This is a genomic window from Mucilaginibacter sp. (genome assembly GCF_028288225.1).
GTDB lineage: Bacteria > Bacteroidota > Bacteroidia > Sphingobacteriales > Sphingobacteriaceae > Mucilaginibacter.
Genome location: NZ_JAQBOC010000031.1, coordinates 1 through 25,013 on the forward strand (window position 1 = coordinate 1; position 25,013 = coordinate 25,013).

The 25,013-nt window shown below is 45.6% G+C and carries 31 protein-coding genes; 30 read left to right on the plus strand and 1 reads right to left on the minus strand.

Annotation, left to right across the window (positions count from 1 at the left end; translation table 11 throughout):
- Positions 1 to 358 precede the first annotated feature (358 nt).
- Entirely contained in the window at positions 359 to 751 is a 393-nt protein-coding gene (locus tag JWQ54_RS08875) for a hypothetical protein (RefSeq protein WP_299583258.1), read from the minus strand.
- A 207-nt stretch (positions 752 to 958) separates the two neighbouring features.
- On the opposite strand from JWQ54_RS08875, the gene JWQ54_RS08880 reads away from it, so the two are divergent.
- The 30 genes from JWQ54_RS08880 to JWQ54_RS09025 all read left to right on the plus strand — a co-directional run bounded on the left by JWQ54_RS08880 (position 959) and on the right by JWQ54_RS09025 (position 25,013).
- On the plus strand, positions 959 to 1,192 hold the full coding sequence (locus JWQ54_RS08880; protein WP_299583261.1) for a hypothetical protein: 234 nt from the start codon (positions 959 to 961) through the stop codon (positions 1,190 to 1,192).
- Positions 1,193 to 1,195: 3 nt separating this feature from the next.
- Positions 1,196 to 1,747 carry a LuxR C-terminal-related transcriptional regulator gene (locus JWQ54_RS08885; RefSeq protein WP_299583264.1) on the plus strand — a complete coding sequence of 184 codons (552 nt, stop codon included), beginning with the start codon at positions 1,196 to 1,198 and terminating at the stop codon, positions 1,745 to 1,747.
- Positions 1,748 to 1,775: 28 nt separating this feature from the next.
- The gene (locus JWQ54_RS08890; RefSeq protein WP_299583267.1) at positions 1,776 to 2,957 is read left to right on the plus strand and encodes a hypothetical protein; all 1,182 of its coding nucleotides are present in this window, start codon (positions 1,776 to 1,778) and stop codon (positions 2,955 to 2,957) included.
- Positions 2,958 to 2,988: 31 nt separating this feature from the next.
- Entirely contained in the window at positions 2,989 to 3,255 is a 267-nt protein-coding gene (locus JWQ54_RS08895; RefSeq protein ID WP_299583269.1) for a hypothetical protein, read from the plus strand.
- 5 nt (positions 3,256 to 3,260) lie between these two features.
- The gene (locus JWQ54_RS08900) at positions 3,261 to 3,623 is read left to right on the plus strand and encodes a hypothetical protein (RefSeq protein ID WP_299583272.1); all 363 of its coding nucleotides are present in this window, start codon (positions 3,261 to 3,263) and stop codon (positions 3,621 to 3,623) included.
- Entirely contained in the window at positions 3,620 to 3,871 is a 252-nt protein-coding gene (locus tag JWQ54_RS08905; RefSeq protein WP_299583275.1) for a hypothetical protein, read from the plus strand. The genes JWQ54_RS08900 and JWQ54_RS08905 overlap by 4 nt, the downstream gene beginning before the upstream one ends.
- Positions 3,872 to 4,094: 223 nt before the next feature.
- Complete coding sequence (locus JWQ54_RS08910; protein ID WP_299583278.1) at positions 4,095 to 4,619, plus strand: hypothetical protein; 525 nt, start codon at positions 4,095 to 4,097, stop codon at positions 4,617 to 4,619.
- Between the two features lie 266 nt (positions 4,620 to 4,885).
- Positions 4,886 to 5,254, plus strand: coding sequence for a hypothetical protein (locus tag JWQ54_RS08915; RefSeq protein ID WP_299583281.1), 369 nt, complete (start codon positions 4,886 to 4,888; stop codon positions 5,252 to 5,254).
- 28 nt (positions 5,255 to 5,282) lie between these two features.
- Positions 5,283 to 8,888 (plus strand): BT4734/BF3469 family protein, encoded by a 3,606-nt coding sequence (locus tag JWQ54_RS08920; protein ID WP_299583284.1) that lies wholly within the window; start codon positions 5,283 to 5,285, stop codon positions 8,886 to 8,888.
- A gap of 26 nt (positions 8,889 to 8,914) precedes the next feature.
- Entirely contained in the window at positions 8,915 to 10,270 is a 1,356-nt protein-coding gene (locus tag JWQ54_RS08925; protein WP_299583287.1) for a site-specific DNA-methyltransferase, read from the plus strand.
- Positions 10,260 to 10,496 (plus strand): hypothetical protein, encoded by a 237-nt coding sequence (locus JWQ54_RS08930; RefSeq protein ID WP_299583290.1) that lies wholly within the window; start codon positions 10,260 to 10,262, stop codon positions 10,494 to 10,496. The genes JWQ54_RS08925 and JWQ54_RS08930 overlap by 11 nt, the downstream gene beginning before the upstream one ends.
- A gap of 19 nt (positions 10,497 to 10,515) precedes the next feature.
- The gene (locus tag JWQ54_RS08935) at positions 10,516 to 10,743 is read left to right on the plus strand and encodes a hypothetical protein (RefSeq protein WP_299583292.1); all 228 of its coding nucleotides are present in this window, start codon (positions 10,516 to 10,518) and stop codon (positions 10,741 to 10,743) included.
- A complete protein-coding gene (locus JWQ54_RS08940) occupies positions 10,740 to 11,486 on the plus strand; it encodes a phosphoadenosine phosphosulfate reductase family protein (protein ID WP_299583295.1) in 747 nt (248 codons plus the stop codon). The genes JWQ54_RS08935 and JWQ54_RS08940 overlap by 4 nt, the downstream gene beginning before the upstream one ends.
- A gap of 524 nt (positions 11,487 to 12,010) precedes the next feature.
- Entirely contained in the window at positions 12,011 to 12,592 is a 582-nt protein-coding gene (locus JWQ54_RS08945; protein WP_299583298.1) for a hypothetical protein, read from the plus strand.
- Positions 12,589 to 13,008: a hypothetical protein gene (locus JWQ54_RS08950; RefSeq protein WP_299583301.1), complete on the plus strand. Its 420-nt coding sequence runs from the start codon at positions 12,589 to 12,591 to the stop codon at positions 13,006 to 13,008. The genes JWQ54_RS08945 and JWQ54_RS08950 overlap by 4 nt, the downstream gene beginning before the upstream one ends.
- Entirely contained in the window at positions 13,005 to 13,826 is an 822-nt protein-coding gene (locus JWQ54_RS08955) for a hypothetical protein (RefSeq protein WP_299583304.1), read from the plus strand. The genes JWQ54_RS08950 and JWQ54_RS08955 overlap by 4 nt, the downstream gene beginning before the upstream one ends.
- A 96-nt stretch (positions 13,827 to 13,922) precedes the next feature.
- Positions 13,923 to 15,197 carry a S49 family peptidase gene (locus JWQ54_RS08960; RefSeq protein WP_299583307.1) on the plus strand — a complete coding sequence of 425 codons (1,275 nt, stop codon included), beginning with the start codon at positions 13,923 to 13,925 and terminating at the stop codon, positions 15,195 to 15,197.
- A 34-nt stretch (positions 15,198 to 15,231) separates the two neighbouring features.
- The gene (locus tag JWQ54_RS08965; protein ID WP_299583310.1) at positions 15,232 to 16,302 is read left to right on the plus strand and encodes a hypothetical protein; all 1,071 of its coding nucleotides are present in this window, start codon (positions 15,232 to 15,234) and stop codon (positions 16,300 to 16,302) included.
- A 7-nt stretch (positions 16,303 to 16,309) separates the two neighbouring features.
- Positions 16,310 to 16,522 (plus strand): hypothetical protein, encoded by a 213-nt coding sequence (locus tag JWQ54_RS08970; protein WP_299583313.1) that lies wholly within the window; start codon positions 16,310 to 16,312, stop codon positions 16,520 to 16,522.
- 3 nt (positions 16,523 to 16,525) lie between these two features.
- Entirely contained in the window at positions 16,526 to 17,086 is a 561-nt protein-coding gene (locus JWQ54_RS08975) for a hypothetical protein (RefSeq protein WP_299583316.1), read from the plus strand.
- A complete protein-coding gene (locus tag JWQ54_RS08980; RefSeq protein ID WP_299583319.1) occupies positions 17,086 to 17,328 on the plus strand; it encodes a hypothetical protein in 243 nt (80 codons plus the stop codon). Before JWQ54_RS08975 ends, JWQ54_RS08980 begins: the two co-directional genes overlap by 1 nt.
- 343 nt (positions 17,329 to 17,671) lie before the next feature.
- On the plus strand, positions 17,672 to 18,283 hold the full coding sequence (locus JWQ54_RS08985) for a hypothetical protein (RefSeq protein WP_299583322.1): 612 nt from the start codon (positions 17,672 to 17,674) through the stop codon (positions 18,281 to 18,283).
- Positions 18,280 to 18,933 carry a hypothetical protein gene (locus JWQ54_RS08990; RefSeq protein WP_299583325.1) on the plus strand — a complete coding sequence of 218 codons (654 nt, stop codon included), beginning with the start codon at positions 18,280 to 18,282 and terminating at the stop codon, positions 18,931 to 18,933. The genes JWQ54_RS08985 and JWQ54_RS08990 overlap by 4 nt, the downstream gene beginning before the upstream one ends.
- Positions 18,926 to 20,563: a hypothetical protein gene (locus tag JWQ54_RS08995; protein WP_299583328.1), complete on the plus strand. Its 1,638-nt coding sequence runs from the start codon at positions 18,926 to 18,928 to the stop codon at positions 20,561 to 20,563. Before JWQ54_RS08990 ends, JWQ54_RS08995 begins: the two co-directional genes overlap by 8 nt.
- Positions 20,564 to 20,766: 203 nt before the next feature.
- Entirely contained in the window at positions 20,767 to 21,066 is a 300-nt protein-coding gene (locus JWQ54_RS09000; protein ID WP_299583331.1) for a hypothetical protein, read from the plus strand.
- Positions 21,063 to 22,472: a hypothetical protein gene (locus tag JWQ54_RS09005; RefSeq protein ID WP_299583334.1), complete on the plus strand. Its 1,410-nt coding sequence runs from the start codon at positions 21,063 to 21,065 to the stop codon at positions 22,470 to 22,472. The genes JWQ54_RS09000 and JWQ54_RS09005 overlap by 4 nt, the downstream gene beginning before the upstream one ends.
- The gene (locus tag JWQ54_RS09010; protein WP_299583337.1) at positions 22,436 to 23,416 is read left to right on the plus strand and encodes a DUF6712 family protein; all 981 of its coding nucleotides are present in this window, start codon (positions 22,436 to 22,438) and stop codon (positions 23,414 to 23,416) included. The genes JWQ54_RS09005 and JWQ54_RS09010 overlap by 37 nt, the downstream gene beginning before the upstream one ends.
- A 33-nt stretch (positions 23,417 to 23,449) precedes the next feature.
- Positions 23,450 to 23,725 (plus strand): hypothetical protein, encoded by a 276-nt coding sequence (locus tag JWQ54_RS09015; RefSeq protein WP_299583340.1) that lies wholly within the window; start codon positions 23,450 to 23,452, stop codon positions 23,723 to 23,725.
- A complete protein-coding gene (locus tag JWQ54_RS09020) occupies positions 23,725 to 24,498 on the plus strand; it encodes a hypothetical protein (protein ID WP_299583342.1) in 774 nt (257 codons plus the stop codon). The genes JWQ54_RS09015 and JWQ54_RS09020 overlap by 1 nt, the downstream gene beginning before the upstream one ends.
- Positions 24,495 to 25,013 carry a hypothetical protein gene (locus JWQ54_RS09025; protein ID WP_299583345.1) on the plus strand — a complete coding sequence of 173 codons (519 nt, stop codon included), beginning with the start codon at positions 24,495 to 24,497 and terminating at the stop codon, positions 25,011 to 25,013. Before JWQ54_RS09020 ends, JWQ54_RS09025 begins: the two co-directional genes overlap by 4 nt.

Sequence of the window (25,013 nt, forward strand, 5' to 3'; positions counted from 1 at the left end):
TGGCTTTCCAAAGCCAGAACAAAATTGAAAGTTCCTGATTTACTTTCATTTAGCCAGTTATTTGAGGTTAAACCATGGCCCCACCACAACCCCAAATTGAACTGTCGAAATAAATTCGGTATACTAATTTCCGTTTTTTTGGTAGTATACCGAATAGTATACCGAACGGCTTAAACTGTTTTGACCCTGCCTGAATGAAAAAGTGCTTTAAAATGGATTTAAAACAAGAAAAGCCTTTCTTTCGAAAGGCTTTATCTCCGTTTAAACGGTTTTTGTGATCCCGCTGGGAGTAATTTATCATGATTATATAGTTAAATATCAGTAGTTTATAAAAACACTGCGAAACATTTACGAAACATTACAAAATTTCAAAGCCGTTTTTGTTGCCCTCGCTGCGTAATGTTTCAATTATTTTACCGAAACCTTTACTGAAACTCTTATCTGTTCCGCTTATGGTTATCTGCACTTTCATGCTGTTCTCTTTATTGGGGTATGGCACATGCGGATCATTCACTGAGTTTGATACCGGCAGAGCATTCCGCTCTAAAAATTTGTAGTAATCAACAATAAAATCAAACTCCAGTGCCTTACTGATCTGCATTACTACTTTAAATTGCAGCTCCAAAATTGATTCCATTTGAAAATACCAGCTTTCAGATTTGCCGATTTCAGCGCAAAGCCATACCCTGGTGCGACCTAATTCCTTGGATTTCTGTTCAATTTTTTCCTTAAATGGATACTCTTTTGCCATAACTACAAAATAATGTAACTGATTTACAGCCAGTTACGCATTTTACTACAATTATTTACTATAAAATATTGTATTACTACAAAATATTGTAGTACTTAGCCGTACAATAATAACACATTATTAATACAAGCGGTGTATAACCACTTCACAATAACGGTACAATATTAATACAATAATTATACATAGTAAATACCATTTAAATAGTATATGATGCAAAACGAAGCCCTTAAAATCCCTACTGAGTTTTTACCTGAGAACTGGGCGAAAGATGTAGCTGCAAAATTTAACCTGTCGCGGCATATGGTAAGATCTGTGGCGAATGGCAAGCGCAAAAATAACCTGGTGTTTGACCACCTGTTAGAACTTGCCGTGCAGGGCAAAGCAAAGGCGGCGTCAGAAAACGCTTATCGCATTAAATTATTAACCAAGCTAATTGCCTAAGCCATGACACTACCTGCCGGATTACGTGATAACAACTATGAATTTTTTGCCGATGATAACCGCGCCTGCTTTATCACACAAGGCGCAGTTGCGGAGGTTGATAAGCTGAGCGAGCAGATGCTGCAGGCAATTGAAAGTGAGCTCGGTAAGTATCCCGAAAAGCTTAAGGGGATCAATAAGATGGGCGTTAGCGGCCGGTTGCCGGTTATCAACCAGTTCATGATCTGCAACTATGGCGGGTTTGACAGCAAGCCCGATTTGGTTAACTACCAACTTGGCGAAACTGAATACTGGCCGTGCCCTAAACGTGGCACCTGCGCCTTTGAGGGGATAGTTTGCGATGGCTTAAGAACCAATACCGGCGAGGTTTTGAGCAAGCGTGAAATTGAGGTGGTGAAGCACATTGCCACAGGTGAGCTTGATAAAAACATTGCGCATAACCTGAACATATCGCACAGCACGCTTACCACCCATACCCGCAACATCAGGCGCAAAACAAAACTTTTCAGAAAGGCGGATATAACCAGGTTCGCATATGAGAATACATTAATCTAAATCTTAAACAATAAACCATAACCAAATAATGAAAAAAGAGCTAATAAGCTTTCACGGAAAGCAGGAAATTAAGGATGCAAAGGTTGCAGATATTACCCGCCACAGGGAACTGGATAACATGACCCAGCAAACATACTTCGACGAGGAGGAAAAGAAAGGATGCGCAGTTACCTGCACTATGTTTAGTCCGGCAGAGTTTGTTAAGGGCAATCTTACCACAACGGGGATCCACAAGCGGTATGAAACCGAGTTAGGTATCCCGCGAATTATAGCACGCTTGGAAGATCGAATTTTTGAGGGGCTGCCGGTTGCAGAATCTAAAAACTGGCCTTTAGCTTTTATTGAAGCTGTACCGGTAGGTGTAAACTTAGAAAACGTATGGCGGAAATTTATGATTTGGCTTTTAGTAGATGACACCGCAGGTGTCATAAAATATGTAAAAGACGAGAATGGCCGCCAGGCCATTAAAAATATTGCGGATGCCTTTGAGCGTTCGCTTGAAAGCGAAGTTTCACGCAGTGAATGGTTGACGCTAAGATCAGCGGCAAGGTCTGCTGCTTATGCTGCTGCTGATGCTTATGATGCTGCTTATGCTGCTGCTGATGTTTATGATGCTGCTGCTGCTGCTGCTTATGCTGCTGCTGCTGATGCTGCTGCTGCTGCTGATGCTGCTGCTGCTGCTGCTGATGCTGCTGCTGCTGCTGCTGCTGATGCTGCTGCTGCTGCTGCTGCTGCTGCTGCTGCTGCTGATGCTGCTGCTGCTGCTTATGCTGCTGATGCTGCTTATGCTGCTGATGCTTATGCTTATGCTGCTGCTGCTGCTGCTGCTTATGCTGCTGATGCTGCTGCTGCTGCTGATGCTGCTGCTGCTGATGCTGCTTATGCTGCTGCTGCTGATGCTGCTTATGCTGCTGCTGCTGCTGATGCTGCTGATGCTGCTGCTGCTGCTGCTGCTGCTGCTGCTGCTGATGCTTATGCTGCTGCTGCTGCTGATGCTGCTGCTTATGCTTATGCTGCTGATGCTGCTGATGCTGCTGATGCTGCTGCTGCTGCTGATGCTGCTGATGCTGCTGCTGCTGCTTATGCTGCTGCTGCTGCTTATGCTGCTGATGCTGCTGCTGCTGCTGATGCTGCGAGAACAAACGCTCGCTTCGCTCGCTATATCGCAATGAGCCAAAAGCTCATAGAACTTTTACAAACCGCTGCATAAATGCAGACGGAATTAGATTTCGGCGGGCACCTTGTGCCCGCCGAAATCCGAACCTGAGTTTAATACCGGTAAGGATGTACGCAAAGAGCTTAGCGATTATATAAAGGAAATCGGGCTGCTGCCCTACAAGGATTTTTACATGCGGTGCAAAAATTCCATTGCCATAAAATTACCCGACGGCATAAACAAAGATCAGTTTTTAATGATCGCCCGGGATGTGTATGAAAGCAGGGCATCCTTTTTAGATCGCAAATCAGGAAACAAAAAAGCAATCAGGTTTAACAGGCATAAAAAATAACAACCATGCAAGCCCAACAATCAACCACCATTATTACGCCGTTCACAGTTTTGGAGATCACCGAACGCGATGTGATCACCAAGCTACGCAGTTACGCCGAAGAGCGCAGGCATGCAATCAAGGCTTATCCATTTGCACATGGCGCCAATGAAAAGCTGGAAGCTATTGAGCAGATCATATACAACCTTGATCGCGCTGAGGCTTGCCGTAACCCATCGCAGGCTATAAAAATTGTGCTTACCACGGCGCTGAACTTCCATTTTATTGCACCGCGCCAAACGCACAAGCTATTTGCCGCCTGGTATGAAAAGGTTGAGGATGTGATGCGGGCTTGTCGCCAGTTTTTAGGGTGGAGGGCACAGTCATGAATACGTTGCTTTTAAGGGCCGCTTTATCTGAATTGGAATTATTGAAATTTGAGATAATCGACCTTAAAGAAATTATTGCCGACGAGGGATTGCCTGATTTTCACCGTACTGCAGCCACTATTAGACTTAACCTGCAACAACGATCTGTTGTCACCTTGAAAACAATGATAAATGTTGAACTGGATATGGTCGACATTAACGAGGTGTTGGATGAGGTAAATAATAACCTTTCTGCGAAATGGAGTTAACCACACCCTACACCATCGTATGCCCCAAATGCAAAACAAGGCAGACCGCTTTTATAAAGATCGGCCAGGCATTTAAGCACCCGTACATAAAGTGCGTGAACCATTGGGGTTGCCGGCACATGATAATTGGCGATGATCTGAATTATTTAATAGAACCAGTAATCAAAAACCCGGAGGACCTGAGAAAATTTAAACAAGGAATTAACTTTTAAAAACCTAATCAATGAAAAATTACCTTACACAAACCATCATAGCACTTGTTGCTTTTCACACCGTTTTTGTGCTATTGGTTACCGGCGCACTGCGCGATCTGAAAGCATGGTTTAAAGAACCGATAATTATTAGGGGCTGCGAAGCCAGGGGCGACGCGCATAGCGCCTATCTATCGCGCTGGAAAATATTTCAGCGGAACTGGGGCGCCCTTTATTTCCACAAGTTTCACCGCAGCGATGCCGATGACCTGCACGATCATCCATGGAACTTTATTAGCGTGATCCTTTGGCGCGGATATCACGAGGTAGTTATGGACCCGGATAAGCCGAACGTGAACGGCGCATATCTCTGCAAAAGGGTTTACCCCGGCACAATCATCTATCGCAAGGCAACGCATACGCACAGGGTAGTTTTGTTGGGTTACAAACCCGCTTACACTTTGGTTTTCCGATTTAAATACGTTCGATTTTGGGGCTTTTATGTGCGCGGTAACTGGCAGATTTTCCGTGAATATTTTAAAGAAAACGGGTGTTAGCCATGACAAAGAAACAAACCTTTTACGCCTGGTGCATATGCATAGGTGGCAGCTTACTGATCGGATTAGCAGTGGGCGTATTGATCTGCAAAATAATAAGTAACAATTAAACCAATTATATCATGAAAATGCTGTTAGTCCTGTTTTTGGCATGGGCTGTTTATTGCCCGTTTTGTGCCAGTTGCACCGTTTATAACCTGTTTTTTTAATCAAAACCAAACCTAATTAAGTAATCAATTTTTTCACAATAAATAAAATCAAAAACAATGGCAAAATTAGAATTAAAAGGAATCGTAACAGACGTATTTCCTGTTGAAACCGTCGGGCAGAATCAAACGCGCAAGCAGTCGTTAATATTAACGGTTCCGGGTTATGTGGATGAATATGGCGACAAAAAAGGCGAGGATGAGCTTTGGAGGCTGGACGCAATCGGGGATAAGATAGACGCCCTGAACATGCCGGCAGCTAACGGCAAAAAGGCAAAAATATCAGTTTTTATAAATTCAAAAAAGATCAGTAAAGCTGATGGATCACCAATGTATATTATTAATGTCAATATCAATAAAATAGAACTTGCCGCTAACCAGGCAAGCAATGCCGCCGCTGCACCCGCTGCAGATGATTTGCCTTTCTAATCTAAACACCAATTTTTAACCACCCAATATGCCCGGACTGATATCCTATTATACAAACGGTATTACCAACAAAATACCTGATACTTCGCTCAACCTTGATGCTGCCATTGGCATGATCAGGGGCGGCGAGTTTCAGGACGCAATTGAATTATTGCGGCAAACTACCGATAAGCCGGCCCGCGAAAATATCAAAAAGGGGCTGGCTTACTTTACCTTTTCTGGCACATTTTCTACCCGTGGCGTTTCGGGCCTTGTTGAGCATTCGGGGTATTTGTGTTTAGATTTTGACGATGTGGAAGATCTGTTCCGCCGGATGGGGTTGGTCCAGCAATCGAAATATGCTTGCGCCTGTTTTTTATCCCCATCGGGCAAAGGCTTTAAACTGATCATCAAAATTAACCCGAAATACCATGCCGAAAGCTTTTTGGCTTTGGATCGGCACTTTTGGGCGATAGGCTTAGAGGTTGATAAATCGGGAAAGGATGTTAGTCGGGCATGTTTTGTAAGTTATGACCCTGACGCTTATTTCAACCCGGAATCAGAAGTTTTTGAGTTCGACCCGCAGGCCGAACAGGTTTTAAATCAAACGCCTGCCGTTGTAAATAAACCAGCGACTTTTAATAAGGTTGATACGCAAACGGCGCTGAGCCTGGTTGATTACATTGTTTGCCAACTGGAAGAGCAGGGCATCGACCTAACAAATAATGAATATGATGCGCGCCTCGAAATTGGTTTTGCTTTAGCCACCTACGGTGAAGATGCCCGGGCGCTTTATCATAGGGTAGTGCAATTTAATGACGCATACACCGTGCGCGATGCAGATTATAAATTTAACGATGCGCTGCGCAAGGGCAGGTTTCAAACCCCGGCAAAATTCTTTGCGATGGCAAAAGCGGCGGGTGTGCAAATTGTGATGCCGAAAAAGATTGAGCCGGTAAAAGAGGTTAAAGCGGTTGACGAAACACCCGAACCTTTCCGCCTAATCAATCCTGATAAAGCTGTTAATTATTGGCACCTGGTTATCCATACCGACCTGATCGTAAGGATGGGCGACACGCCTAACCTGGTGTTTGACATCGCCCAAATAAATAAAGAAACTGTACCCGATTTAAAAGCGATCGGCAACAAGGTTCGACTGATCAGCTACAACCCTGCGGAAGACTTCGACCTGTGCGATGCGCTTGCCGCCCAGGGCTTCACCATCGCTATAAATACTTTTGCCGGTGAGTTTGTGGCTTATCATAAATACCTGATCCAACATTATACAGCTCATACGCCGGCCGATGACCTGAGCGACAATTTACTGAGCGTTTGCGAACACATTAGCTACTATAAAAATGCACTTGAACGGGAAGAAATTGCCGTTGAAATAGCAAAGCAGTTTAAAAAAGCAAAGGCAACGTTTGTTAAGGAGATCAACAATTTTGTAACTACCAGGGAAAGGGATAATGTGCAGATTGTTGCCGATGGTGAGGCTGGTTTGCCGGCATGGATAGACGCGGACGTTTACTGGAAGTACGGTTTCGACAGCAAAGCTACCGGCGACGGCATCGGCATTTATTTTATGACCAGCAACGGCCCGAAGCGCTTAACAAACTTCGTGCTTACGCCGCTAATTCACGTGTACACGCCAGACGAGGCCGGAAACCGCCGGTTTACTGAACTGAATAACGGCCGCTACAAAAAAGTACTGCAGTTGCCCGGCAAAGCATTTACCAGTATGGATGTGTTTGATACCATCATCACAAGTGAGGGCTCATTTTTTACGTACGACGGGTTCACCAAGTCGAACCTCAACAAAATGAAAACATATTACCTAGACGAATACCCCAAATGTTTTGAGCTTAATACACTCGGCTGGCAGCCTGAGGGTTTTTTTAGCTTCAGTAACCTGGTGTTTAAAAATGAGATTATTGAATATAACCAATATGGCATTGCCGAAATTGATGAGGTTAATTACCTGAGCATGGGCGCAAGCAGCGCCTTAGAGGGTGTGCGTGCCGAGGATGATATTTATAAAAACGACAAATACCTGAGCTATAACAAGGCCGAAATTGATTTTACCAGGTGGTGTGAGCTGATGGTTGCCGTTTTCCCCGAACATGGGATGATGGGCGTTGCCTTTGCCATGATGTCGGTTTTTAAGGACCTGCTATTTAAGCGGAACAATAACTTCCCGATGCTGTATGCCTATGGCGCGGTGCAGGCTGGTAAATCAAAGTTTGCCGAATCGGTTTGTAACCTGTTTACGCATGATATGCCGATGTTTAACCTTAACCAGGGGACAGACTTTGCATTTTTTAACCTGCTGGGACTTTTCCGCAATGTGGCTATCGGCTTGAACGAGTTTGACGAGAACGGGATAAAGGAAGAATGGTTCCGCGCGCTAAAGGGAGCGTTTGACGGTGAGGGCCGCAGCAAGGGCAGCGGGATCCGCAACAAAACAAAAAAGCAGGAAATTAACGCCGCCATCATCCTGATAGGCCAATACCTGAGCACAAAGGATGATAACAGCGTTTTAAGCCGGACGCTGCCCTGCAAGTTTACCGAAAATAACAAGCGTACCGAGTTGCAGATCAGCCAGTATAACGAGTTGAAGATGCACGAAAAAAAGGGCATCAGCAGTTTGCTTTGCGAGGTACTGGCCTGCAGGCAGTTTGTTGCAGATTGTTATCCGCTGCGCTTTGAAACCATAGGCGCTGAACTTAAGTCCGCGTTTTTAAAGGACGGGCAGCAGCCAAAAAACAGGATCATTGAAAATTATACCTCAGCGTTAACGATCATCAGCCTGATCAGTGAACGGATAGAGCTTGGTTTTACTTACCGCCGATTTTTTGATTATTGCAAAGAGGAAATTGGCAAACTGGCCAATATTATGACGGAAAGCAATTCACTCAGTCACTTTTGGAAAACAGTTGAGTTTCTGCTCGATCAGAATGTTATTGAGCAGGGGTATCACTTTAAGGTTGAGGTAAAAAATGAGATCCGCTTAGATAAGAAAAACACCTATACCAAGCAGTTTGAAGAACCTAAGAAGCTGCTGTACCTGCGCCTTAGCACCATACATGCGCTTTATCTGCAAGCTGCGCGGAACCAAACCGGTAAAATGGGCCAAAATGAGCAAACAATAATCACTTATATGAAAGATCAGGAGTATTATATCGGCAACAACCCCGGCAGCGGGTTTACAGACGCACAGGGCAACAGCACCAACACCAGCAGCTACGTGTTTGATTATGATGTGCTGGGCGTTAACCTGGAACGCTTTAAACAGGACACCGCCGTGCCGGTTACACTGAGCGGAAAAGTGCAGTACGATGCCGCCATTGAGGTGGTGATTGATAAGGAAAAGGTAAAATTTACGCTACTGCAGGATGAAAGCTACACCAATACAGACGGCCACCGGGTAAAGCGGGAAATCCTGACCTGGTGCCTGTGCGACCAAACCAATTATGTGTACACCCTGAAACGCGACCGCGAGATAAAGGTAACCGGCACCCTGAACGAGCAAAAGAACGGCGACAAGGTTTACCGCCGTATGAATGTTACCAATATTGAATTTACCGAGGCTATGCTGCCTTTTGAAAAAAGCGATGCCGAAGTTGATGCGGCGTTTGGGGAGGCCGGGAAATGACTTTAGCCACAAATAAAATACATTTAATGAATTGTATTGACGGCTTAAGGCTGCTATTGCCAAAGTCGATAAATACATGCGTATCATCACCACCTTACTACGCGCTGAGGGATTACGGCATTGAGCCTACAAAGTTCCCTGCCATTGAATATACGCTGTTTGGTTTCACAATTAAAGTAAAAGCGATGACGGTTTGTTTAGGCTTGGAACCAACGCCTGAAGATTTTATTGGCCACATGGTTTATATCTACAGATTAGTGCGCGAAGCTTTGAAAGATGACGGTACTATTTGGGTAAATATTGGCGATAGTTATTCAGCAACTGCAAAAAGTAGAAATGATGAGCAAGCGGCGCGCAAAAGCAAGCTGATGGGGAGCAAAGGCACACAAATAAGTTGCGCAAAACAGCAAAGCAAAATATTTACCGGTACAGGAATAAAACCTAAAGACATGATCGGTATCCCCTGGATGCTTGCCTTTGCTTTACGTGCAGATGGTTGGTATTTAAGACAGGATATTATTTGGCATAAAAAAAATTGCATGCCTGAAAGTTGTAATGATCGGTGTACAAAAAACCATGAATATATTTTCTTGCTGTCGAAAAAAAACAGGTATTATTTTGACCAGGAGGCAATTGCCACGGAGGTCGCACCAAGCACGGCCCGGGACGCACGTGTAATAAATGATATGTATTCTACAAATAGACCTGATCAGGGGTTTGTTGGTAGCCCATCGCAAGGTAAGGGGATGCTTAAGCCAAAATATAAAGTTCCTAATGGTTGGGATTCCCGGGCCGGAAGTCACAATGTGATTGACTGGGCAACGGAAGAGGCTCAAGGGAGAGGAAACCCAGCATCATATAAGGGATCATCTTTTGATAAGGGTAAAACTGGCGAAGTCTTACAAACGAGAGGCGGAAGATCACCACGTCCGGATGATAGTCGCGGTGGCAACCAAGGCAACGGTGATATCCCTGCTATCGGTAAAGGAAACCGGAAAACTTTTAGGGGTGGCGGCACTTATGTTCATGACCAGGCTTTTGAAAATTCCGCTGCAGTTGCAAATAATTCGGTAGGTAATACACCAAACGAAACCGGGAAAGCAAACAAACGCTCAGTTTGGACAATAGCCACACAAGGTTTTAAAGAGGCTCATTTTGCCACTTTCCCCGAAAAGCTTATAGAAGATTGCATAAAGGCAGGTTGCCCGCCTGATGGGTTGGTACTTGATCATTTTATGGGTAGTGGCACTACCGCGCTGGTAAGTTCAAAACTGGGGCGCAATTTTATCGGCTTCGAGCAAAATCCTAAATATTTAGAAATAGCTAATAACCGGCTTTTTAAAGAGCTTGGCTTATTTAACCCTATATCGAATGCCCTATAACCCCTACGCAGATATCCAGCAATACACATGGTACCGCAGCACCGGCGGGCAGGTAAAATATTACCTGTGTGTGAGGGCGCGGTTTACCTGGGGCGATTGCCGGCCGTTTGATATTGAAATGTTAGAATATTTAACCTGCACCCCAAAACCTATTGATTGTGAAAAGCTTGCCGAGCTGCTTACAAAAGGTAGTTTGGTGGTGGCTAAAAGTCCGTTTGGAGAATAAAAAATTAAATAAAAATACGATGAAAAAGAAAAAATCAATACCTGTAAAATTCCTTTGCCACCAAATTAACCCGGCAGTAACCGACGCGCCATTTGATGAGCAGATGCCTGCGCCTGGCTTTAGACCTGTGCGCAACAAGCCAATTTTTATTAACCAGGATAAGGTTGTAGCCATAATTGAAAACACGTTAGGCGAGGTGTACCCAAAATTGACGCAGATGCTGGTTGTTCAAATTAAAGCGTTATGAAACGGGTAATAAATTTCAGCGGCGGTAAAACATCAGCATTGATGACAATTTTACTTAACCCCACTGATGAGGATATAGTTTTATTTACCGATACATTACGTGAACATCAAAAGACTTATAAGTTTATTGATGACTTTGAAAAATATGAGGGAATAAAAGTTCACAGGGCTTACTACACCCACCAAAGAGCGCCTGGATTGCAAGGGTTCGATGCTTTAACTAAGTGGAAAACCTATTTACCGAACAGAGTAAGACGGATTTGCACTGAAGAGCTTAAAATAGTAACCGCTAAGCGATACCTAAGAAATTTAGGGGTGCGAAAGTTTGAAAACTTTATTGGTTTTAGGGCTGACGAGATGCACCGTGTAGAACGAAGTTCGCAACGATATGTAAATGTATTTCCGAAATACCCGCTGGTAGAAAAAGGCATCACCAAAGAAATGGTCAATCAGTACTGGCTCACCAAGCCTTACACCCTCGAAATACCGTCGATACTTGGTAATTGTGATCTGTGTTTCTTAAAGGGAAAGGATAATATTATTAAAATATTACAAATGTACCCTGAACTTGCAGAGCCATGGATAAGAGATGAGGAAAACGCTGGAGCGGGTAGAACTAACAAGCCTACATTTATTAAGGATATTTCATATAAAGAGTTATTACATATCGCTCAATCTCAAAAAACTCTTTTTGATTTAGATGATGCACTGCCAGCCTATAATTGCTCATATACCAGTTTTTAACTGTCCTTTCCATCGCCTAAAAAACAACCAACCTTTGAGCCTTGCCAGTGCAGGGCTTTTTTATTTTGCAGGATTTTTGCCGAAAACAGGGTAAAAAGTGCCGGGTGTTCCTTGCGCTCCTAAGCTGTTCCTTGCAAATTGGGCTGTTTTTGGGGTAAAAAGGAACACCTGTCCGTTTTTGGCATCGCGTTAGCAAAGTACTGCGGAATTTTAAAAAGTGCCATTACAGCGTTTAAACGCACATTGGTTTGTAAAAAAACAGCGAATGTAAAAAGCTGTGGCAAAGTAATAAAATGTGTTCCTAATGTACCTTTATACCTTAATATTGATTTTTAACTAAATAAAGCTATATTATTGCTTAGGAACACTTAGGAACACCGGGAGCGCTTAGGAGCGTTAGGAACACTTTTTCGCGTTTTGGCATCCCCGCAATACGTTTCTGTATTTTTTTGCAGTTGATGTAAAATAATACTACAATATTTCGGAGTAAATAATTTATCTTTAGCAAACTAATTACCAAATTAATGGCTAAAGATATCCTGATCAGGCTTTCGGTGTATCCATACATCCGCAAGTATTTGCTGTATCATTACAGCGAGCCTTTTTTTGTTACCGAACTTGGATATATTCCATCGTACCTCGAAAATTGTTTAGAGCATGTTACAAAAGTAAACCCGGCCACTTACCGCAAAAAGGACAAGGTAATTTACGGTGACTTTGTAGGCATAATGATTGGCGAGGGCACCATCCGTAAACATGGGTGCCACATCAGCGGCGAAAACGTAAAGAAATTTAATGCCACGGTGCAGGACCTGATCCACGAAGAGATGTTCCGCCTGATCACGCAGCTTAAGCAGGCTGGTTACCAGGTTGATGATACGATCCGCGAGTTTCAGCGCATGTATGGCTTTAGCGAGGATGAGCTGCCGTTTGACAATCTGAAGCGCTGGTATTACCGCGAGCGCGAACGGATTGAGCAGCGGGCCGGGAAACGGATTGAGGTACACCCGCAATACGTGCTTAATTTTTTTGAAGAGGTTAAGGAGCGCAGCGGGTTTAACGGGGTGGTTAGTCAGATGAATTTTAGTAGTTTATTAACGGCATGAAAGCGAATGAACTAAGAATAGGAAATATTGTTAAAAGCAATAAAGGCTCTTTTGTGATTGTAAAAGAGATTAATGAGGGATCATTCAACGGTACTGTTAGGGTTGTTGATACCACACATTATGATGATGAGGTTTTGTTTGGTTATAGCTGTAGCGAAATTGAGCCGATAAAATTAACGCCTGAAATATTTTTAAAATGTGGATTCAAGCAAATTGGAGTTTGTGAGTTCGGCTACTCATACCGGTTAAAACTTAATTCACGAATGGAGTTTGCATGGTACCCTGGCGAGGAAATTTTAAGGGTACAAACGACCTCATCAGGCTCAACCACTAGTTTACGTCATATCGAAGCTTTACACCAATTCCAAAATTTATTTTTTGCCTATACTGGCGATGAATTAACAATAACCCTATGAGCGCACAATTTTCAGAAGATAATAACATTGGCGGTGCGCAGCGGATACAGCTGGCGCCGGCTTATGCTTTTAGTAGTTTAAGTCCGGGGGTAGTTTTCCGCGCCGGGTATAGCTGGGATGATATGGTGTTTTTACCCGAAAATGCCCAGCTGACCGACGAAAGCGCCGAGGGGGATAACGGGATGCAGTACACCTATAACCTGGTATTCGCCTTTAACAAAAAGGACGCGGATAAAATTGCTGCGCTGCGCAAGTATCTGGGCACGGTGGCGGTTGCCCTGGTAACCGATAGCAACGGCTTTCAGCAGATCATCGGCAACCAGCAAACGCCCATCACCATAAAACAAAACACCGACAGCGGCAAGCAATATACCAACATGAATAATTTGCTTTATACCGGCGTTGTGGTGCAGGATAGGGAAGCGCTGCTGTATGACCCCAACTATGTGCCGCCGGTTATTCCGCCGATTATTACGAACGGGATTTTTAATGCCAGCTTAACCGAAAACCTGATCCCCTGGGTTGATGCCGATGTTGAGATTGATGATAACGGTGCAAGTGTGCTGGAACTTTTCGCCAATGGCGACCATGGCAGTATTTCGATGATCCCGGGCCATGCGTTTATTATAAAGGCGATCAGTCGGAGCGGCGGGCATACGGCGGTTGATCCGCAGATAAGTTTGCGGGTGGTAAAGAACGGCGTGCAAGTGTTTTTTGATCAGCAGCCCGCTACGGTCGGCCGGGTGATATCCTTTCCGGGAACGGTTGAGGATAGCGCGGTTTATACCGTTACGGTGGCCGGGGCTGATGTTGGGTAATAACTAAGATTTATAGGATTTAAAGATTTATAGGATGGACAGGTAAGCAATTGCCTGTCCTTTTTTTGTGCTTTTTGGGCTGGTAGTTTTGGCTCAATGAGTTTGAAACTGATATCAGCATTAGCAAAGGATTACTGGGCCATTACCGAAGATGCGGTAAATACCTATTTCCCTATTGCGCAATCAATTTTAAACGGCACCCATGTATTAAAAGCCGAAACGCTGGCGGATGATGAATTTGAGCCGGTTGATTTGGATGATGATAACAGCGAGACTATCGCATCCCCCGACTCATACACCGGGCGCATTGCTGTAATGAGCATAATAGGTGTGTTAATGCATTACGGAGGTCCCTGCAGTTATGGCGCTGTTGACTATGCTAACCGGATTGACGAATACAGGAACGACGAAAGTATTGCCGGGCTGATTGTAAAAGGCGACGGTCCGGGCGGACAAGTGCAAGGCACTAAAACGTTGCGCGAAGCATTCCAAAGATTTGCAGCAGTAAAACCATTAATCACGATTGTTGATGACGGTGTTGTTGCCAGTGCGTTGGTGTGGGCATTTTCACCATCTACGGAAATATATTGCAGCAATGCGATATGCGAGTTTGGAAGCGTGGGGATAGTAGCCTGTTTTATGGATGTGCGCAAGGCTATGGAGATGAACGGAATTAAGCAGGTTGTGATCTATGCCCCGCAGAGCACGCAAAAAAATAAAGATTTTCAGGACGCACTTGATGGCAAACCGGCAGCGGTAATTGCCAAACTCAAATTTGTTTGCGAAACATTTATTACAGATGTGGCAGACGACCGCGCCGATAAAATAAAAGCCGATACCTGGAAAAACGGCGAAATGTTTTTCGCCGAAGAGGCTGTCACCATCGGTCTGATAGACGGGATAAAAAGCTACACTGAAGTGGTTGCCCGCATGCAGGAATTAATTGCACAAAATCAAAACGAAAATATCATGTTACAAAACAAATTACCAAAAGTAGCGGCCCTGAAAGGCGCAACGCTCGCTTCGGCAGCCGACCTACAGGCGGCTAATGAAGATATTGAAGCCTACGGCATTGCCGGGGTAACCCTATGCCTGGATAGTGAACTGGAAGCCCTGCAGAGCAGCGCTGAAACTATTGCAGGTTTACAAACCACAGCAACCGCCAACACCGCGCTGATAGCCGCTAAGGATGGCGAAATAAACACCCTTAAAGCGGAAAAGGTTGCGCTACAGGCTAAGCTTGACGGCAGGCCAGCTGTGGAAGTTACCGGCACCCCTGCACCTAAGGATGTAATTGCTGGTGAGGTTGTAGTTGATGCCTTTGAAACTTCGGTGGATAAGGAAGCAAAGGCCCTACAAGCCCAATGGTAATAATTTAATCACCCCTATTAAAAAACACAATTAAATGAAAATTTCTAAAGGATTATTTCTGCTTGCGGGCGCACTGTTTGTAAGCTTATTTATCGGGCACTCTGTTGCAAATGCTTTCGGGCATTCGGCATACGCTTTGCCTGTAGCGGGTGCATTATTTGTATCCTCATTTATTCCGCGTGCCCAAATCGGAGCATTTTTAGTTAATACGCCCGACCTTTCATTGCTATCAACCGCTTTCGGGCAGTTCGGCGGCAAGATCTTGCGCAAGCATGTTAACGAGCTCGACCTGGGCACAGGTGTAACGCAATACAAAGGTGTTAAGGTGCCGGTATTTATGACTAAGCTAAGCGCGCAAGGCGGACCTGTTCCGTATAACGCTGCCGACGCAACCGGAACAGCGGCCGCTAAGTTTACAGACAGGACATTGACCGTTCACCAGTCTAAATGGGATTTTGATATTGACCCGGAAATTTATCGCCAAAAATATCTTGCAATTGCCGACCCTGCAAAAGTGCCTTTTTACCAGTTCATTCTTGACCAGGTAGGTATCGAATACATGGCCGCAATAAACGACAACGTGTTAGGAACGGGCGTTTATAACGCCGCAGGAACTACCGCAGCAGCCATTGCAAATGGCTGGATCACCTTGCTTAAGGCTGAGGTTACAGCCACCAACCTAACCGCCAAGGTGGTTGGCGCAATAAACGGCACCAATTCGGTTACAAAGGTTGAGGGTTTTGCTTCGGCACAGCCAACCTGGTGGAGGAAAAAGGGTTTTGTGATCAAATGCTCATACGGAACGTTTGACGCCTACAAAACCCACTACCGCACATTAAATGCGTTCGGCTTTCAGCCACGCGCAAACGGTGTGTACTATCTTGACGGTTTTAAGGATGTGATTTTGGAGCCGGTTAGCTGGATCACTACAGACGGGCTTTTAGGTGTTGTGTTTGATGCGCTTGCTTTCGGCACCGATGGCGACCGTATAGAGGTTGCAGCATCAATGCGCCGCAACATTATCGAACTGCGCTTAATGCTGCCTGTAGGTTTGGAGATGGAAGATTTGGATTGCGTAAGCGTATCTGATAACCTGGTAGCATAATTAGCTGATGGCAAAGAAAAAAGATACAGGTACACCGGACGGTGTACCTGTTGCCGAAACCATAGTGGTGGATGGCAAAACGGTACGGGTTAAGTTCGGCGGGCATATCCCCGGAATGAAAACGTACACCAAAGAGGAGTTGCTTGCTGATCCCGAGGCAGTGGCTTACCTAATCGAAATACAGTCGGGCTGTATTGAAATTTTATCAAACGAAGCATAGATCATGGCAGCAGATTACGCAAATATAATTCTAACCGGTCTACAGCACGTAGACGGTAACGAAAACCCGAGCGGCATACAGGAAGATGTGTTCATTATGATAGTTAGTCAAATGGCTACTATTGCGGAGCCCGCCGCATCGCCAACCGCGCCCGAGGCAATGCTTACCATTGCAGGCCCTCACGTTATGGCAACCGGTAAATCGCCTTTCGCGGTATACAGCATGTTTGAGAAATCAGACTTTGAAAGCCCGATGGCAGGCGAGGTTTATAGTAAGATATTTATGCCTGATGTTACCTGCTTTATCCCGCAGCCAACGCCTGAGAATGCCGGTAATTTTTCGGTATTGAAAAACTCGCGCCTGATTGTGCTGATCAAACGCACCCAGGGCGGCGCAGGCTTTACGCAGATCGGCAGTAAGCATTTATCGGCCAAAATAAAAGATGGATCCGTTAAATACGGTAAAGGCCCCACAGGCGAGCCCGGCATCACCTTTAATATTGAGGCGCCAAGCATCCACCCATTTTATTACTACACCGGCATTTTGCCAGTAACAGGAGTATAATGAAGAGGTCAGAGGTCAGAGGTCAGAGGTCGTTTGAAAAGGTTGTAGATGTGGCGAACCCTCATCTTAACCCCGATTTGGAGGGTAAGTTTAAGATTGTTGGCACGCATTGCCCACGGGTATTGCAAACCAGCATCGGCGATATTGATTTTCGCAAGCTTACCGAGGCTGAGGCTGAGCAGCTGGTAACCGATGGATTTGCCCATTTAATAAAATTGTCTTTTCATAATTTAGGTTTATAAATTGGTTAGTTTTAAGTAAAGCCGCATCGCCAGGTGCGGCTTTTTTGCGTTTAATTATAACCAGGTATATCTATTTCGCCATTTAAAAAGAAATCTGCCAATACTGCCGCATAGAAAACTATTGGAACTCTTTTATTAAAGGTTAGTTCCAATTTAAACATCTTGCTATAGTCTGTACCAATCAAAGATATTTCAGTATCTACTGACCTGTAGATTACATGATTAACCTTATAGTCTGAAAATAAGTGTTTTAAAAGCATAATCAAATATACCGATACAAAAACAGTTTTGCAATTCTTTCCCTGTCCTTTTTAACCGGCGCTTACTTTCCCTCTTTTGTGCTATGCAGGATGTTGCAGCATGGTTACTTACAAAGGATTACGAAGCCGGTGTTTTGCTTTACGCGAAGTACGGGACTAATAGCTTTTTGAAACAAAAGTTCGGTAATGGCCCGGACGAATACAACGTGAAAAAGTTGTTTGAGGTTTTGAGTGCTTTAAGTCCGATGTCCGAAAAGTCCGAAAGTCCGAAAGTAGCTGCGGTTGTTGCAATCCCCAAAAATTCAAATCCTGATCACGCAAAGAAATACCTCGATCTGCTCAAAAAAAAGGAAAAGCTTTATATGGAGCTTAATATTTTGATGGGCGATAAGCACCATTTGCCCGAGGGCGAGGAGCTGCGGATCTGCTGCACGCAGATCTTGATCAAACACCAGGCGCTGCGCGAATGCTGGGCGCTGGTAGATCATTACCAGGAGCACCAAAGCTTCCCTGCCGAAAAACCATTTAAAGAAATTGATCCGGATACGGAAATTCAATACCTGCGCCAAACCATCAGCAAGGCAAAAGCCCGGATAGCCGGTGGCAAGTGCCGCAACGTTGATCAAACACAAAAACTCATCGACAGTTCGCAGTCGCGGCTTGATCTGTTACTAACCGAACGCAAAACTGCATGAGCCTCAATAAACTGATAAAAGCCAGCGATGTAAAAGGCGACGCCCCTTATGAGGTGATATTACGGGCATGGCTGGAGCATAAGGTTGATAAGCTGCCGGAAATTCATTCTAAAATGCTGGCACGCTGGCAAATGGTTGATAAGCTGATCAGGCAGGGCGACACAATAACGGTTATTAATGATGATAATTCGATTGAAAAAAAGTTAAAGCGCTTTAACTTCCGCGACCTGGTGGAATGGCTGCAGGAAAATTACGGCATCTCCGCCCGCACCGCTTACGATGACATTAAGAATGCCAAACGCTTTTTTTTGAGTGCCGAGGGCAGGGAAGATGTGGAGTATGCGCGCGGCGTAATGGTGGAGTGGGGCGAGATGATGATGTTTAAGGCGTTCGATAGCGGCGATTTTGACAGCGCATCGAAGTTTTTTAAAGAGCTTAATAAAATTAAAGGCTTGCATGAGCAGCACCTTGATTTGCCGGATTATGCCGACTTTGTGCCGCCAAGCTTTATCATCACCGGCGACCCTACCGAATTGGGTTTTGAAAAAATTGAGAACCAGGACGAGGTTGTTAAGCGCATCCTGAGCGAGCGCCGTAAGGACTTTATTGACACCGAGGCCGAAGATGCGGAGGTATTGCCCGATGAATGAGCCGCGTAAAATATGGCTCAACAAGCCGCAGCGCGAAGCCTTTTTAATCCGCGCGCATGAGCATTACCATGTTTGGGCACGCGGTACCGGTAAAACCGAGGGGCCGATTGCCTTTCGCAGCATCCACAATGCTAACGTGATGCCCAGGGGCGCTACCGGCATGGTGGCGGCAACTTATATGCAGATTTTAACGCGTACGCTCCCACCGCTTGAAAAGGCCTGGCAGCGTTACGGCTACATGCCTGATGTGCATTACTGGGTTGGCAAGTATCCGCCTAAAAACCTGAAGATAAAAAAGGCTATTTATCACCCAAGATCGCCCGAGCATTGTGTTTTTTGGTGGAACGGCCACGTACGCCATTTTATGAGCCTCGACCGCCCCGGCCTCGCCAACGGTAAAACGGTAGACAGCATCGACGGCGATGAGGCGCGTTTTATGAACTTCCAGCGCTACCTTGATGATATTGCCCCGACCAACCGGGGAAACCGCGAAATTTTCGGCCATTTAGCCGAGCACCACGCCGTTACGTTCTGTACCGATATGCCGGAAGATCAAAGCGGCAAGTGGATCCTTGATAAAGAAAAGGAAGTAAACAAGCGGCTTATTACCGAAATATTAAATATTCAGCTTGCTTATAATGATATTGAAACGGAATATTACCTGCCTCGCACCACCAAGCCACGGCGCATCTACCTGGCGCGAAAGCTTAAGGATTATGCCTATTGTTTGAATGAGCTGCGTAAAGGCAGTGTTTTTTATTCGGAGGCCACAAGCTTAGAAAATATTGCGGTGCTGGGTGAGGAGCAATTCAAACAATGGCGGCGTGAGTTAAAGCCTAACGTTTATGAGCGGGCAATATTAAATAAGCGCATCATACAGGTTGAGCAAGGTTTCTACCCCCAGCTTAACCTCGAAAAGCACACCTATGATGCCTTTGACTATAGCTACATCGATAACGCTATTATGCCGATCAGGGCTAACCAGTTCGTGCAGGATAGCCGTTGCGATGCCGATGTGAATAAGAGCAGGCCACTTGATATAGCCTTTGACAGTAACGGTTACTTCAACTGTATGTGCATAGGTCAGGAAACACCCAAAGAATACCGCGTACTTAACGCGCTGTTCATCAAAGAGCCCGACTTGCTTAAGTACCTATGCAATAAGTTCACCGAGTACTACCGCCATCACCCAACCAAAGAGGTTAACTTTATCTATGATCATACGTTCATGGGTACGGATGCCACTCGGCACCACAGCTTCGCCGATGAGATAACTAAAGCAATAACAGCTAAGGGTTGGAAAGTAAAGCGGGTGTATATAGGCCAGCAGCCAGGCCATGACACCAGGTACCGCATGTGGGGGACCGTACTTAAAGAGGAGGACAGGCGTGTACACAAGGTAAGGCTTAACAAAACTAACTGCAGCACCCTGCTTGTGGCACTCCAGCGTGCAGCTGTAAGGCAGACAGCCAAGCGCTTTGAGAAAGATAAGCGCGATGAGGCACGCATCCACACCGTGCCACCCGAGGAGGCCACCCACTTCACCGATGCCTTTGATACACTATACATAGGCAAGTTCAAGCATCAAATAGGTTACGCCCTACCTCACGCTGACTTCATTGCCCTTTGAGGGGGATATCGCAATATCGTGCTCCGGGCTTTCCCTCTCGCGATAGTGTGTGCCGTGGTCAACTTCGTGTAAATGTAATTCAAAAAAGCAATTCCGAGGCTTAATGTCCAAATATCTAACCATTTACAACTTTTTGTACTGCAATTAGTTGTGTGCGTTTGCCTGTCCTTTATTTCCGTCTATGATATAAGAACTTTTGTGTTATGGAATTTGTCCGGATAAGCGAAATGTTACAGATAATGGGAATGAAAGACGAGGATGGGCAACCGATCCCGTTTAAGTTTCGGTTTGATACCTGTAACCTTAAGGACGGTACCGGCGGCAAAAGAATTTCCATGACGGATGTTATTTTGGTCGGCGGAGCGGTGAGCAGAAGCAACACGCAAAACCCCGGGCACTTCGCCAACTATACCCGCAATTTCAGATCAATTAATAACCAGGAGATCCGCAAGTTTCACCCGCTGCTGGTTGAGGAGTTTAACGATATGAGGGTAATTTTATGAGCACCGAGATATTATTCGCCGAAACGGTGGCTTACCTGCCAAATGCTAAGGCAGCGGTTTATCATACCCAGCCTACGGCAAGGGTCGGAAAGGTTACCCCGGCATCAAACACCCCGGCGGTGCAGGCAAGCGAACCTGTTTTATTCGACTTTAAATCTGTTGACAACCTGGCATACTGGGGCGACAGCAATATGTTTCCTCAGGAGATCATCGCGTTAGCAGAAAAAAATACAGAGCTGCCGGCATTGCTCGACTGGAAAGCCCGTGCCGCACAGGGCAGCGAGATACTCCCTTACCAGCGCATTTGGAACAAAGACACCAAAGCATGGGAAGATGAACCGATCCTTGATGCCGATATTCTCGGCTTCTTTTTAAACGAAAACACTAAGAAATATTTCCGCGAAGCATATACCGATTTCTATTGGTTTTGGAACGTGTTCCCCGACCTGATAAAGAATGTTGAGGGTGATAAAATCGCCTACATCGGCACACATGATGCAAGCTGGTGCCGCTGGTTTAAAATGAACGACAAAGGCATCATTGAAAAATGCGCCGTCAATTCAAACTGGCTGGGCGGGATCCACTTTGAGAGCAAATATGTGATGGTGCACGACGTTGTGAACCCGCATAATTATATGATAGTTGATGACCTTAAGGCCAATAACGCTATTAAGCGGTTTATCTATCCTATCTCATACCCATCGCCGGGCAAAGCTTATTACCAGCTGGCGCCGTGGGATGGCATCCGCACTTCCGGGTGGCTTGAACTGGCTTCGCAGATCCCCGCCTTTAAAAAGGCGATCATGCAAAACCAAATGCATATCAAGTACCTCATCCGCATCCCAACAAATTACTGGCCTGCGGTATATCCCGACTGGGATAACCTTACCCAGGATGTGCAGACCCAATATAAAACAGCCAAGCTTGAACAGATCAACCAAAAACTAACGAACGTTGAGAACGCGGGCAAGTCTATTTTAAACGAGGTAAGCTATGACCTGAACGGCGAAAAGCTGCCCGGCTGGGATATTGAGGTAATTGATGACAAGCTAAAGGACGGTGCCTACATTGAAGATTCGCAGGAAGCATCCGCGCACCTTTTACGCGCGCTTAGTTTGGATGGCACGCTGGTAGGGCAAGGCCCCGGCCGCAACCTTAACGCAGGTGGCGGCAGCGATAAGCTGATTGCCTTTAATATGTACTGCGCGCTTTTAGGTCCGCAGCGCCAGGTGATTGACGAGCCGGTATATTTCATCGCCCGCTATAATGGCTGGTTTGACCGCTACCCATTTTTTAAGATCAAAACAATTGACGCCTCGCCGCAGGCATTAGATACATCCCGCAAAGTTTCAAACCAGGTACAAGATCAATGGCCACAAAACTCATCTCCACAACCGAAGAATTAAAAAGCGGGATGGGCGCGATAAACGTCGATCTCAGCTATGAAGCAATTACCTCATTTATTGATGATGCGGAACTAAACCACATCATCCCGGCAATAGGCTACCCGCTTTATAACGCCCTGCTCGCTGCTATAACAACGAACACGCTAACCGAAAAGCAAACCCGCGCCCTGGCACTCATCCGCAAGGCCGAGGCTAATTTCACTATACATTACTTTGTTGCCTTTGGCGCGGTCGGGATTACCGAAAGCGGCATCTATGTCACAAAAGATGCGACGCACTTACCGGCATCCGACAAAAAACTATACCTGTTGCGCATGCAGAGCCGGGCCGATGGGTTCCGTGCACTAGAAGCGGCAGTAAATTATTTGGAGGCCAATCTTGCGGACTTCCCTGCTTATGCTACTGATGTTACCCACCAGCTAAACCGGCGGTTTTATATCAATACTACCGACGAGTTTTCGCGCGGGTTCAACCTTGGTCAAAATGCCGAGGTGTTCAGCACGCTAAAGGCTGTAATGGAAACGGTGGAGGAGAATTATATCGATCCGCTTTTGGGCGATGACCTTTCTGCGGTTCTGCGCGCGGCAATCCTTACAGGGTCGCTTAGTGCCGACCAGCAAAAGCTTGTTACCAAAATTACCAAAGCCGTGGCACTGCTCAGTATTGCCGAGGCTATCCCGTACCGCCTGGTAAACATTGAGGCAAACGGGTTGGTAACCAGCACCACAAAGGGGAATATTGAAAACATTGAGGTAAGCACCGAGGGCGACCAACGCAGGTTGCAAGGCATGATGAACATGCTGCAAATGCGCGGCGAAAGCGAAATGGGCAAGCTCACCAAGTGGCTTAATGATCACGCCTCGGACTTTTCCGGCTATGTAGTTACCGACCTGCTTGCAAAAAGCAAGATGAACGATGATGAAAGAGGGGTGTATTTTGTATGATACTATTAAAATATAAAGCCATTACCTAACACTATGGAAGCTAACGAGCTTAAAAATTTAAACAAGCGCATTGATGATCTTTCTAAGGGAATGGAAGAGATCCGCAAAGCTATTTTGGGCGATGATTACAACCCGACAGGCTACCAAAAAAGGCTTGATAACCTTGAAAACAGAGTAGATATGGTGGAGGATTTTATTACAAAATGGAAGTGGATTTTGGTTGGCGCTATCGGCCTAGGCGGATATGGCAGCTTAACCTTTATCCAGCAGATCATTGAAATAATCGGAACGGCTACACATAAAAAATAATGCACACCCTCACATTCACCTATAAAAACACCCCTATGCTTTACCGCGGGGCGCGCAACTGGAACCAGCTTACCGCTGTGCAGTTGCTGCGCTGGTCGGCGGTGGCGTTCGGGCAGTTTACTGATGGTGAAAGGGTGCGGCTTGCCTTAATTATTATCTATGGCATCCCGGCAAAAATTTACGGTAAAATTCCGGATCATATCCTTACCCAGGTTGCGCCCACCATAGCGTATTTATTTGAGGGAAATGAGCTAACGCGATGGCTGATAAAAAAAGTAAAGATAGGTTTCCGCAGCTACCACGGCCCTGCCGACATACTCAGCAACCTGAGCGCCAACGAATTTTTTAATTATACCGAAGTGGTTTACCAGCAGTGCATCAAAGCCAGCAACAGCACGGCCATAAATGTGCTGTGCGCCATCCTGTATCGCCAAAAACGAAAAACAGAGGTAGAGGATGATCTGCGCTGCAAGCTTACCGACGCCGGTATTGCCCTGCGCGCCCGCAAAATGGAAGCGTTGCACCCGCACGTAAAAACCGCAATCCTTTTAAACTATGAGGGTTGCCGGGCGTTCATCATTAAACACCACCCGGATATTTTTATAAAGGGAAAGAACGGCCAGCAAACCCCAAAAGCCGCCGACCTGGTGCTGAGCCTGTCCGATGGCCCATTTGGCAACTATAACCAAACACAGGGCGCAAACCTCTATAAGTTTTTAGAGCACATGCAGCGCGTTATCAAGCAGGCAGAGGAGGCCAAAGCGAAACCATGATCACCGAACTTGAATATATCGCCTACTTTGAAAACCTTGCCACACAAAGCAAGCAGATCAACCACAACCCGCCCGCTGCCAGGGCTTTCTTTTACATCCCCGAGGAGTGGAACCTTGCCGAGATAGATAAGGCCCTGCGCTCCAGCAAAATTGCGCCTATGTTTTTACTTGACAGCCTTGCCGGGATATTCACCGATGAGCAGTCGGAAAACCATGTGCAGATGATAAATGCGCAGTTTACTATTTTGGATATGGTTGATGTTGGCAACGTGGAAAATATCCGCGCAGCGCGGGATAAATGCCTGGACATTGGCCTTAACTTTTTAACCCGGATAAAGAAAGACAGCCGTAAGCGCGAGATGATTACCCCGCTTACCCGCTTCACTATTAACCAGGTGCAGTACAACCCGGTGGGGCCTATGGCCATTAAACATTACGGGTATACGTTCCGCTTCAAAATCGCCTGTCCTTTCGGTTTTACGGTAGATTCGGCAACTTGGCGGGATATTACTTAG

Excerpts from the sequence above, each read along its gene's own strand:
- JWQ54_RS08955 (WP_299583304.1), top strand. The coding sequence starts at position 13,005 with ATGAGCGCACAATTTTCAGAAGATAATAACATTGGCGGTGCGCAGCGG.
- JWQ54_RS08980 (WP_299583319.1), top strand. The coding sequence starts at position 17,086 with ATGAAGAGGTCAGAGGTCAGAGGTCAGAGGTCGTTTGAAAAGGTTGTA.
- JWQ54_RS08940 (WP_299583295.1), top strand. The coding sequence starts at position 10,740 with ATGAAACGGGTAATAAATTTCAGCGGCGGTAAAACATCAGCATTGATG.
- JWQ54_RS08975 (WP_299583316.1), top strand. The coding sequence starts at position 16,526 with ATGGCAGCAGATTACGCAAATATAATTCTAACCGGTCTACAGCACGTA.
- JWQ54_RS08960 (WP_299583307.1), top strand. The coding sequence starts at position 13,923 with ATGAGTTTGAAACTGATATCAGCATTAGCAAAGGATTACTGGGCCATT.
- JWQ54_RS08915 (WP_299583281.1), top strand. The coding sequence starts at position 4,886 with ATGGCAAAATTAGAATTAAAAGGAATCGTAACAGACGTATTTCCTGTT.
- JWQ54_RS08950 (WP_299583301.1), top strand. The coding sequence starts at position 12,589 with ATGAAAGCGAATGAACTAAGAATAGGAAATATTGTTAAAAGCAATAAA.
- JWQ54_RS08885 (WP_299583264.1), top strand. The coding sequence starts at position 1,196 with ATGACACTACCTGCCGGATTACGTGATAACAACTATGAATTTTTTGCC.
- JWQ54_RS08875 (WP_299583258.1), bottom strand. The coding sequence starts at position 751 with ATGGCAAAAGAGTATCCATTTAAGGAAAAAATTGAACAGAAATCCAAG.
- JWQ54_RS08990 (WP_299583325.1), top strand. The coding sequence starts at position 18,280 with ATGAGCCTCAATAAACTGATAAAAGCCAGCGATGTAAAAGGCGACGCC.
- JWQ54_RS08905 (WP_299583275.1), top strand. The coding sequence starts at position 3,620 with ATGAATACGTTGCTTTTAAGGGCCGCTTTATCTGAATTGGAATTATTG.
- JWQ54_RS08925 (WP_299583287.1), top strand. The coding sequence starts at position 8,915 with ATGAATTGTATTGACGGCTTAAGGCTGCTATTGCCAAAGTCGATAAAT.
- JWQ54_RS08935 (WP_299583292.1), top strand. The coding sequence starts at position 10,516 with ATGAAAAAGAAAAAATCAATACCTGTAAAATTCCTTTGCCACCAAATT.
- JWQ54_RS08920 (WP_299583284.1), top strand. The coding sequence starts at position 5,283 with ATGCCCGGACTGATATCCTATTATACAAACGGTATTACCAACAAAATA.
- JWQ54_RS08910 (WP_299583278.1), top strand. The coding sequence starts at position 4,095 with ATGAAAAATTACCTTACACAAACCATCATAGCACTTGTTGCTTTTCAC.
- JWQ54_RS09005 (WP_299583334.1), top strand. The coding sequence starts at position 21,063 with ATGAGCACCGAGATATTATTCGCCGAAACGGTGGCTTACCTGCCAAAT.
- JWQ54_RS09000 (WP_299583331.1), top strand. The coding sequence starts at position 20,767 with ATGGAATTTGTCCGGATAAGCGAAATGTTACAGATAATGGGAATGAAA.
- JWQ54_RS09010 (WP_299583337.1), top strand. The coding sequence starts at position 22,436 with ATGGCCACAAAACTCATCTCCACAACCGAAGAATTAAAAAGCGGGATG.
- JWQ54_RS08880 (WP_299583261.1), top strand. The coding sequence starts at position 959 with ATGATGCAAAACGAAGCCCTTAAAATCCCTACTGAGTTTTTACCTGAG.
- JWQ54_RS09025 (WP_299583345.1), top strand. The coding sequence starts at position 24,495 with ATGATCACCGAACTTGAATATATCGCCTACTTTGAAAACCTTGCCACA.
- JWQ54_RS08900 (WP_299583272.1), top strand. The coding sequence starts at position 3,261 with ATGCAAGCCCAACAATCAACCACCATTATTACGCCGTTCACAGTTTTG.
- JWQ54_RS08985 (WP_299583322.1), top strand. The coding sequence starts at position 17,672 with ATGCAGGATGTTGCAGCATGGTTACTTACAAAGGATTACGAAGCCGGT.
- JWQ54_RS08995 (WP_299583328.1), top strand. The coding sequence starts at position 18,926 with ATGAATGAGCCGCGTAAAATATGGCTCAACAAGCCGCAGCGCGAAGCC.
- JWQ54_RS09015 (WP_299583340.1), top strand. The coding sequence starts at position 23,450 with ATGGAAGCTAACGAGCTTAAAAATTTAAACAAGCGCATTGATGATCTT.
- JWQ54_RS08945 (WP_299583298.1), top strand. The coding sequence starts at position 12,011 with ATGGCTAAAGATATCCTGATCAGGCTTTCGGTGTATCCATACATCCGC.
- JWQ54_RS08890 (WP_299583267.1), top strand. The coding sequence starts at position 1,776 with ATGAAAAAAGAGCTAATAAGCTTTCACGGAAAGCAGGAAATTAAGGAT.
- JWQ54_RS09020 (WP_299583342.1), top strand. The coding sequence starts at position 23,725 with ATGCACACCCTCACATTCACCTATAAAAACACCCCTATGCTTTACCGC.
- JWQ54_RS08970 (WP_299583313.1), top strand. The coding sequence starts at position 16,310 with ATGGCAAAGAAAAAAGATACAGGTACACCGGACGGTGTACCTGTTGCC.
- JWQ54_RS08965 (WP_299583310.1), top strand. The coding sequence starts at position 15,232 with ATGAAAATTTCTAAAGGATTATTTCTGCTTGCGGGCGCACTGTTTGTA.
- JWQ54_RS08930 (WP_299583290.1), top strand. The coding sequence starts at position 10,260 with ATGCCCTATAACCCCTACGCAGATATCCAGCAATACACATGGTACCGC.